The sequence below is a fragment of the Longimonas sp. genome, from assembly GCF_040409695.1.
Lineage (GTDB): Bacteria > Bacteroidota > Rhodothermia > Rhodothermales > Salinibacteraceae > Longimonas.
Map to the genome: position 1 here is coordinate 1 of NZ_JARWGJ010000108.1, position 8,558 is coordinate 8,558.

Consider the following 8,558-nt stretch of genomic DNA (forward strand, 5'->3'; position numbering starts at 1 on the left):
TCGTGGAATGTAGGTTTGTCTTGTTCGAACCCCCTCTCCCTACGGGTTTCTCCCCCTTAGCCAAGGGGGAGATGTCGAAGACAGAGGGGGTTGTCTGGCTCCGACGATGTCGGCCGTATGACAATCACTTACCATTGAACCGCTACCGCAATACGAAACGTAAGTAGCGTGGAAAAGAACAGGGTTTGCACACTCCACGTCTCGCATCCGGAAACACCCATTTTGATATGTAGGTTTAGCAGATGCTAACTTTCTTCCGGTCAATACACGCTCCATGTCTACGATCGACGATCTACCCCTTTTTCCGCTTGGTCTGGTGCTCTACCCGAACGAGCAGGTGCCCCTGCATATCTTTGAAGAGCGCTACAAGGACCTGATGGCGTTCTGCACCACGCACGACGTGCCGTTTGGTATTGTGCTGGCGCACGAAGGGAACCTGGCATCGGTAGGGTGCACCGCATACATCAAGCGGATCTTGAAGCGGTACGAAAACGGAAGTGCCGACCTGATTGCCGAGGGTGACGAGCGCTTCCAGATTGAAGAGGTGTACGACGACCGGGCGTCGTACTATACGGCCGATGTGACGCTGCTCGAAGATACCTCAACCGCGATCGACGAAGCCACGCGCGAGCGCATGATCACGCAGCACATGAAGCTGCTGGAGCTGGCCGGGCGCACCGTACGCCCCGATCTCTACCAGACCGACCGGCGCCTGTCGTTTGTACTGGCACAGAACGCAGGCCTTTCGCTTGAGCAGAAGCAGGAGGTGCTGCAACTCTCCAACGAAATAGAGCGTGTCAACTATCTGGTTGAACACTTCGAGCGGCTCATCCCACAGGTTGAAGAGCAGGAAGACGTGCAGCGCCGCGTAAAGTCAAACGGACACTTCAAAGACTTTCCGCCCGAGCATCTGTAGAACCAGGCAGAACCGGAAGGCAGAACCGGCAGCACGTGAAGCGGTCAGTCACCCTGCTCGAACAGGTCGCCAGAGCTCGACGGACGGTCACGCTCGAAGTGCTCGTAGGCACGGGCAAGGGCCACCCGTCCACGCGGCGTGCGCTCTATGAATCCCTCCTGGATCAGGTACGGCTCGTAGACCTCCTCGATCGTCCCCGACTCCTCGCCGACCGACACCGCAAGGTTCTTGAGCCCGGTAGGGCCGCCGCTAAAGTTGTCAATCAATGTTAGGAGAATGCGGGTATCCATGTCGTCGAGCCCGGCTTCGTCCACGTCGAGCGCATTCAGGGCATGATCGGCGATCGTCTTCGTGATTTCGCCGTCGCCGTCGACCTCAGCAAAGTCGCGTGTGCGGCGCAGCAGGCGGTTGGATACGCGCGGAGTACCCCGGCTGCGGCGGGCGATCTCGTACGCGCCGTCTTCGGTGATCGGGACGTCCAGGATGCGCGCGGAGCGCTGCGTAATGGACTGTAGCAGGTCAGCGGTGTAGTAGTCATAGCGAAAGTCGATACCGAAGCGCGCCCGCAGAGGAGAAGTAAGCAAGCCCTTGCGCGTGGTTGCCCCCACCAGCGTAAACGGCGGCAGCGAGATCTGAACGGTTCGCGCGTTTGGCCCCGAGTCGATGACGATGTCGATGCGGTAATCCTCCATGGCAGAGTACAGATACTCCTCGACCACAGAGCTGAGGCGGTGGATCTCGTCGATAAAGAGCACATCGCCCTCCTCCAGATTGGTAAGCACCCCCGCCACGTCGGCGGGCTTTTCGAGCACCGGTCCGCTGGTTGTGCGGATGCGCGCGCCCATCTCATTCGCCACGATATGAGCAAGCGTCGTTTTGCCCAGTCCCGGCGGACCCGAGAGCAGCACATGGTCGAGCGTCTCGCCGCGTTGTAGCGCCGCGGTCATAAACACCTGCAGGTTCTTCTTGATCTTCGCCTGCCCGATAAACTCGTCGAGGCGCTGCGGACGCAGCATGGACTCGATATCGGATTCGGAGGCGTTCGCTGTATCGGGCTGGAGAGCCGAAGAGCGCGATTCGGGCATAGAGGGATACGGAAAGCAGTCAGCAAGACAGACGAAAACGATGCAGCGACGTGTTGTTCAAGCCCATGAGCGGGTCCAGAGTTTCTGCGCCCGAGCGCTGCGATACGCAACAGGCAAACGGAAAGATGTAACGACAGGGCACAACGGGACTGCAGAGAGCGGATGGAGCAAAAAGGGCTGTTTACAGCAAAATGCGCCGATGCTCACGTAAAAAATGTACAACAGGATTGAGGTAGACGTTGACGTTGGCAGGCATTCATGCTTATAATGAAATGCATAAGCGGAATGATTTTTGCCGAGCCGCGCAGATTAGTGCGTGGCGTGTTGCCCCTCAGAAGACCTGTGTTTTTATGCTTGAACTGCATCAAAAGCAAGAGCTCCAGCAGAAGCTATCGCCCCAGCAGATACAGTACATTAAGCTGTTGCAGCTAAACACGCTCGACCTGGAGCAGCGCATCAAAGACGAGATGGCTGAAAACCCGCTGCTTGAAGAGGGGGTTGAAGATGAGGAGATCGAGAGCCGCGAGGAGGCGGAGACCGAGCAGGAGATGGAAAACGAGCTGGAAACCGACGATCCTGAGGACGAGGAGTTCGACCTCGACGAGCTGCTCAACAACCCTGACGACCTCTATGGCTACAAGGCCAACCCGAACCGGGGCGACGAGGACGACGAGTACCGGCGTCAGATGCGTGCTTCTACGTCGCTTGCTGAGGAGCTTAACGACCAGCTCTCGCTCTTGAACCTGGATGAGAAGGAGTCGCTCATTGCCGATCAGATCATCGGGTCAATTGATGAAGATGGGTATCTGCGCCGCGAAGTGGAGTCGATCATCGACGACATTCTGTTTAACCAGAACGTAGAAGTAACGGAGGAAGACGTCGAGCAGGTGCTGAAGCAGGTGCAGTCGCTCGATCCGGCCGGCATTGCCGCGCGCGACCTGCAAGAGTGCCTGCTCATCCAGCTCCGCCGCATGCCTGCCGACATCGAGGGGCGCGACCTGGCCATCGAGATGCTGGAAGAGCACTACAAGGCATTTACGATGAAGCACTTTGGTAAGCTTAAGAAGCGGATGGGCATCGACGACCGTGCCCTCAAGACCGCGTTTGATCTCATTCAACAGCGGCTCGACCCGAAGCCGGGGGAAGGTACGTTCTCGGAAGAGACCAACTACATCACGCCCGACTTCACCGTCCGCTACGTAGACGGCGACTTCATCATTACGCTCAACGGGCAGAACGCCCCCGACATACGCATCTCGCGCCACTACCGGCGCATGCTCGAAAAGATGAAGGCCGAGCAGGAGAGCGAGGAAGAGACGTCGTCTGTCGACAAGGAAACCAAGTCATTTCTCAAGAACAAGTTTGAATCGGCACGCTGGTTCATCAACTCCATCAACCAGCGGCGCCACACCATGACGCTCGTTATGGACGCGATCGTGCAACTGCAGGAAGATTTCTTTCGCTACGGCGAAGGGCACCTGAAGCCGATGATCTTACAGGATGTTGCCGACATCATCGACATGGACATCTCTACGGTGAGCCGCGTGGTGAACGGGAAGTATGTGCAGACGGAGTTTGGCGTGTACGAGCTGAAGTACTTCTTCTCAGAAGGGCTGGAGACGGTCGATGGCGAGGAGGTGTCGAACAAAGAGGTGAAAGCAATCCTGCAGCAGATTGTGGACGACGAGGATAAAACCGATCCGATGTCGGACCAGGCGCTGGCCGATAAGCTGGAGGAGCGCGGCTTTAAGATTGCCCGGCGCACGGTGTCGAAGTACCGTAAGCAGCTGGGCATTCCGGTGGCGCGCCTGCGCAAGGAGATTGTTCTGGAAGAGGATGAATCTTAAGGAGCAGCAAGCGGTGCACCTGCGGCACCCTCTGCGGAATGGCGCGTCGCGTGCGGCGTGGCGTCGGATCTTTCAGGGCAGCACCTCCGTCACGCATCCCCCATACCCCGTAGTTCGTTTCTTCTTGACAAAGAGAGGTGATTGCAATGAACGGTTCTAAGATTCTTATGCTTGTGGGCGACTTCGTAGAGGACTACGAAGTGATGGTGCCTTTTCAGGCGCTCCAGATGGTCGGCCACGAGGTGCATGCGGTGTGTCCGGAGAAGGCGGAGGGCGACACGGTGAAAACCGCCGTGCACGATTTTGAGGGCGACCAGACGTACACGGAGAAGCCCGGCCATAATTTCGCGCTCAACGCAACGTTTGACGACGTCGACCCGGCAGACTACGATGCGCTGGTGATTCCGGGTGGGCGTGCGCCGGAGTACATTCGCCTTAACGAAGCGGTGCTGGCGATGGTGCGCCACTTTGACGAAGCCGACAAGCCGATTGCGGCGGTCTGCCACGGCGCGCAGGTGCTGGCGGCAGCGGGCGTCATCGACGGCAAGCAGTGCGCGGCCTATCCGGCCTGCCAGCCTGAAGTAGAACGCGCAGGCGGCGTATACACTGATATTGCTGCCGACGAGGTAACGGTTGACGGACAGCTTGTGACGGCGCCGGCCTGGCCGGCTCATCCGAAGTGGCTGGCAGCCTTCCTTGAGGTGCTGGGCACACAGATCAACCACCGTGAGCCGGTGGCAGCCTGATTGCAGGGGCCACGTTTTTTGTGAACGGGCGGGTCTGCTCCATTGGGGAGCAGGCTCGCTTTTTTGTGGGAGGAGTTCTACACCGCTATCTACGCTTCTATCATTGCAGCCGCATGCAGGGAGCAGCCTGCAAAAGGCAGCAGCGACACGGCTGCGTAGCGAGCTGAGCCTGGATGCTCATAGTAGGCTCACGATTGGTATAGGGCAACGGATGAACAGTAGAACGGTGAATCACCAGCTGTGTATTCATCCAATTCTCCTAGATAACCTGCTATGTTATCTAAGTATTATGTGACTGTTATAGGTGCATAATCCTTACATGAAAAGAAGAGTGATCACAGCATCTTTGCAGATATTGTGGGACGGGCCGCCTTATTGTATGAGCGGATTCATCGCCCGCACGTCTGTGTATGCACCACACAAGACTTTGCGGCTCGCTACCTTCCACAGATCCTCTTTTATCGTCATGCGACATTGGATTACGACTTTTCTTTTACTTGTGTTGTTGCCCACGGCGGCGATGGCACAGGGCCTCACCACCGCAACGCTGCGGGGGGAGGTGCAAGATGCATCAGGCGAAGTGCTGCCTGGCGCTAACGTCATCGCTGTACACGAGCCCAGCGGCACAGAGTACGGCACCTCGACCCGGTCCGACGGCACCTACGTACTGCGCGGCATGCGCGTGGGCGGCCCGTACACGGTAACGGCCAGCTTCGTTGGCTACCAGGCAGTTCGGGAAACAGAGATCAACTTGCAGCTTGGCGAAGCCCAGACGCTCAACTTCGCGCTGCAGGAAGCCTCGGAAGAGCTCGACGAAGTGCGGGTTATCGGCGAACGAGACCGCACGATCAACTCTGATCGCACAGGCGCTCGCACCAACGTGTCGCGCGTTGAGGTGGAGCGCACGCCGTCTATCCAGCGCTCGCTCTCCGATTTCTCGCGCCTCTCGCCCCAGTCCACCGGAAGCGGACTCGGGCTGGCCGGACGGGAAGCGCGGCTCTCCAGCATCACCGTTGACGGCGCTACCTTCAACGACGTGTTCGGACTTGGCGGCACGGGGGGAACGCCCGGGGGGCAGGCTGGAACCGAACCGTTTAGCCTCGACGCGATCGAGGAGTTTAACATCGACGTGGCTCCATACGACGTACGCTACGGCAACTTCGTAGGGGGGCGCATCAACGCGGTGACGCGGAGCGGCTCCAACACGTTTGAAGGCTCAGCCTACTACCTGGGGCGCAACGAACAGTTTGTAGGTGGAGGACCGGCAGGGACGGATTTCCCGGAGTTCAGTGAGCAGTTTGTTGGCGGACGCCTTGGCGGCCCCATCATTGAAGATAAGCTCTTCTTCTTCGTCTCGGGTGAGTACGAAGAAGAAACCAGTCCGACCACGACCGGCCTTGCCGGGAGCGGACAGGCGAACATCTTTCCGATTGGGAGCGATCGCGTCTCCGACATCGCCTCGATTGCAAGCAATCAGTACGGTATGCAGCCGGGCGGATTCGACCCGTTCACCGGGCAGGAAGACAACATCAAGCTGCTTGCGCGGCTGGACTGGAACATCAACGCAAACAACCAGCTCACGCTGCGTAACAACTATGTAGACGCTGCGCGTGACCGGGGGGTAGGACGGAGCACCAACACCTACTCGCTCGACTCGCAGGGCTACCAGCAGCGCCACACGCAGAACACGACCACGCTGGAGCTGCAGTCGTCTATCGGCGCCAACATGTACAACGAACTGCGCCTGAACTACCAGCGCATTCGGGATGAAGGCGACTTCGGTGACTTCGGACAGCCGCAGGTCGATGTGCAGATCTTCGAAGATCCGAACGAGACCGACGTAAACGCACGTACCCGTACTGTTCGTCTGGGTACCGAGCGCTTCCGTCATGCGAATCAGCTGGATCAGGACGTGTTTGAGCTGACCAACGACTTCACCATCGATCTGGGCAGCCACGAACTCACGTTTGGAACGAACAACCAGCTGTACAGCTGGAAGAACCTGTTCATCCAGGACTTCTTCGGCACCTACACGTTCGCCCCGATCGAGTTTACCGAGACCACCCAGATCGGAAATCGTACGTTTGAAGCGGGCGACTTCATCGACGGGCGCGAAGCATTTGCGCTCGGGCTGCCGTCGCGCTACCAGTACAGCTACTCCCGCATCCCCGGTAACCCGCGCGCCGAAGTGAACCCAAGCGCGCTACAGCTGGGCTTCTACGCACAAGACGAGTGGCGCGTGACGAGCAACCTGCGCTTCCGTATCGGACTGCGAGCCGACGTGCCTATCTTCAATGATAAGCCGTTCGATAATCCGCAGGCTGAGGCAGCCTTTGGGCAGAATACCTCAGAGGTGCCCACGGGCAACATCCTCTGGCAGCCGCGTCTGGGCTTCAACTGGGATGCCACCGGCAACCAGACCACGCAGGTGCGTGGTGGAATCGGCGTGTTCGCCGGCCAGCCGCCCTTCGTGATGATCTCGAACCAGTACACGAACACGGGCGTCGACTTTGCCCGCATCGATGTGCGCCAGACGCAGAGCGCGACCAACCCGGCGTTCGACGACCAGGGCATCCGGATGCCCGACCTCGACAACCTGGACGACAACTTCGTGCAGCCCGGTAACCCGGACTTCCCCGAAGATCTTACGCTGCCTATCGCAGCTACGTCCGAAATCAACCTTACCGACCCGGACTTCAAGTATCCGAGTTCGCTGCGCCTCAACCTTGCCGTTGATCAGCAGCTTCCACTCGGGCTGATTGGTACGGTTGAAGGGCTCTACTCCTCGGCGATTAACGACATCGACTACCGCAACATTAACCTTGAGGTAGACGATAGCGTGCCTACACCGATTGATGGGCGCCCGATCTATCGCCGCATTGATGACGGTCCGAACGCCAACTTCACGGACGCGATCTTGCTTACCAATACCAACGAAGGCTACGAGTACAGCTTCTCGGTATCGCTGCAGCGCCCCTTGCAGGGCACCGGCTTCGGCGGGCAGGTTGCGTACACGTTCAGTGATGCGTTCAACATCACCGACGCTACGTCGAGCCGCGCGATCTCGAATTACCGGTTTACCGCGTCGTTCGACCACAATAACCGGGAGCTCGGACGCTCCGACTTTGTGAATCGCCACAATATCCTGGCCAATGTGTCGTACGCGTTCGACTTCGACCGCTACACTACGGTCTTGTCGGCTGTCTATAACGGACGCTCGGGAAGTCCCTTCAGCTACGTGTATGCGGGCGACATCCAGAACATCGGTAACAGCTTCGGCAACCTGGTCTACGTGCCCGAGCAAGAAACCGATATTTTCCTGGAGTCGCAGAACTGGCAGGCGCTCAACAGCTTCATCAATCGCGATGATGCGCTGAGCAGCCAGCGCGGCCAGATCTTCGAACGGAATACCGCCTTCACCGAATGGAATCATCAGCTGGACCTGCGTTTCACGCAGCAGCTTGAAACCTTCGGCAATCAGCGGGTCGAGATCTCGGCTACGGTCATCAACTTCCTGAACCTGATCAACTCAGACTGGGGCGTGCGCAGCACGGCCTTTCAGGGCACCGACCTGATGAACTTCCAGGGCTTCATCACCGAAGACGACATCGGCGACGAAGTGGCTGGGCGCACCGTGCAGGCGAGCGACGTGGGCAAGTACCGCGTTACGTTCGACTCCAGCAACCGCAACCGCGAAGATGTCCTCAACGTCAATGACGACCTCTCGCGCTGGCAGCTGCAGCTGGGCGTGCGCTACACGTTCTAAGTAGAGCTGCCAAGTAGAGCAGCTAAGTAGAGCAGTAGCCTGGCTACGTAAGGCTGGCTATCTGTCTCGGAGCACATGCTCTGTGCATCGCTCCGGGCCTAACCACGAAGCGGACGTCTGCATCGCGCAGGCGTCCGCTTTTTGTTGCAGGCGTTCTCTACGGTAAGAGGGCTACGGTAAGAGGGCTACGGTAAGAGG

The 8,558-nt window shown here is 58.4% G+C and carries 5 protein-coding genes; 4 read left to right on the plus strand and 1 reads right to left on the minus strand.

The window, feature by feature from the left end; translation table 11 throughout:
- Positions 1-274 precede the first annotated feature (274 nt).
- Positions 275-916: an LON peptidase substrate-binding domain-containing protein gene (locus PPP56_RS06950; RefSeq protein ID WP_353563314.1), complete on the plus strand. Its 642-nt coding sequence runs from the start codon at positions 275-277 to the stop codon at positions 914-916.
- 44 nt (positions 917-960) lie between these two features.
- Here the strand turns inward: PPP56_RS06950 and ruvB are convergent, their stop codons facing one another.
- Positions 961-2,001, minus strand: a complete 1,041-nt coding sequence (ruvB, locus tag PPP56_RS06955) for a Holliday junction branch migration DNA helicase RuvB (RefSeq protein WP_353563315.1) — start codon at positions 1,999-2,001, stop codon at positions 961-963.
- Between the two features lie 350 nt (positions 2,002-2,351).
- Between ruvB and rpoN the strand changes: the two genes are divergently transcribed.
- The 3 genes from rpoN (at position 2,352) to PPP56_RS06970 (ending at position 8,360) form a co-directional block, all read left to right on the plus strand.
- A complete protein-coding gene (rpoN, locus tag PPP56_RS06960; RefSeq protein WP_353563316.1) occupies positions 2,352-3,848 on the plus strand; it encodes an RNA polymerase factor sigma-54 in 1,497 nt (498 codons plus the stop codon).
- A 146-nt stretch (positions 3,849-3,994) separates the two neighbouring features.
- Entirely contained in the window at positions 3,995-4,594 is a 600-nt protein-coding gene (locus tag PPP56_RS06965; RefSeq protein WP_353563317.1) for a DJ-1/PfpI family protein, read from the plus strand.
- A gap of 499 nt (positions 4,595-5,093) precedes the next feature.
- Entirely contained in the window at positions 5,094-8,360 is a 3,267-nt protein-coding gene (locus PPP56_RS06970) for a TonB-dependent receptor (RefSeq protein ID WP_353563318.1), read from the plus strand.
- The last annotated feature ends 198 nt before the right edge of the window (positions 8,361-8,558 follow it).

What these genes read in the sequence shown, in the direction of transcription:
- PPP56_RS06950 (WP_353563314.1), top strand. Translation starts at nt 275, where the DNA reads ATGTCTACGATCGACGATCTACCCCTTTTTCCGCTTGGTCTGGTGCTC.
- ruvB (WP_353563315.1), bottom strand. Translation starts at nt 2,001, where the DNA reads ATGCCCGAATCGCGCTCTTCGGCTCTCCAGCCCGATACAGCGAACGCC.
- rpoN (WP_353563316.1), top strand. Translation starts at nt 2,352, where the DNA reads ATGCTTGAACTGCATCAAAAGCAAGAGCTCCAGCAGAAGCTATCGCCC.
- PPP56_RS06965 (WP_353563317.1), top strand. Translation starts at nt 3,995, where the DNA reads ATGAACGGTTCTAAGATTCTTATGCTTGTGGGCGACTTCGTAGAGGAC.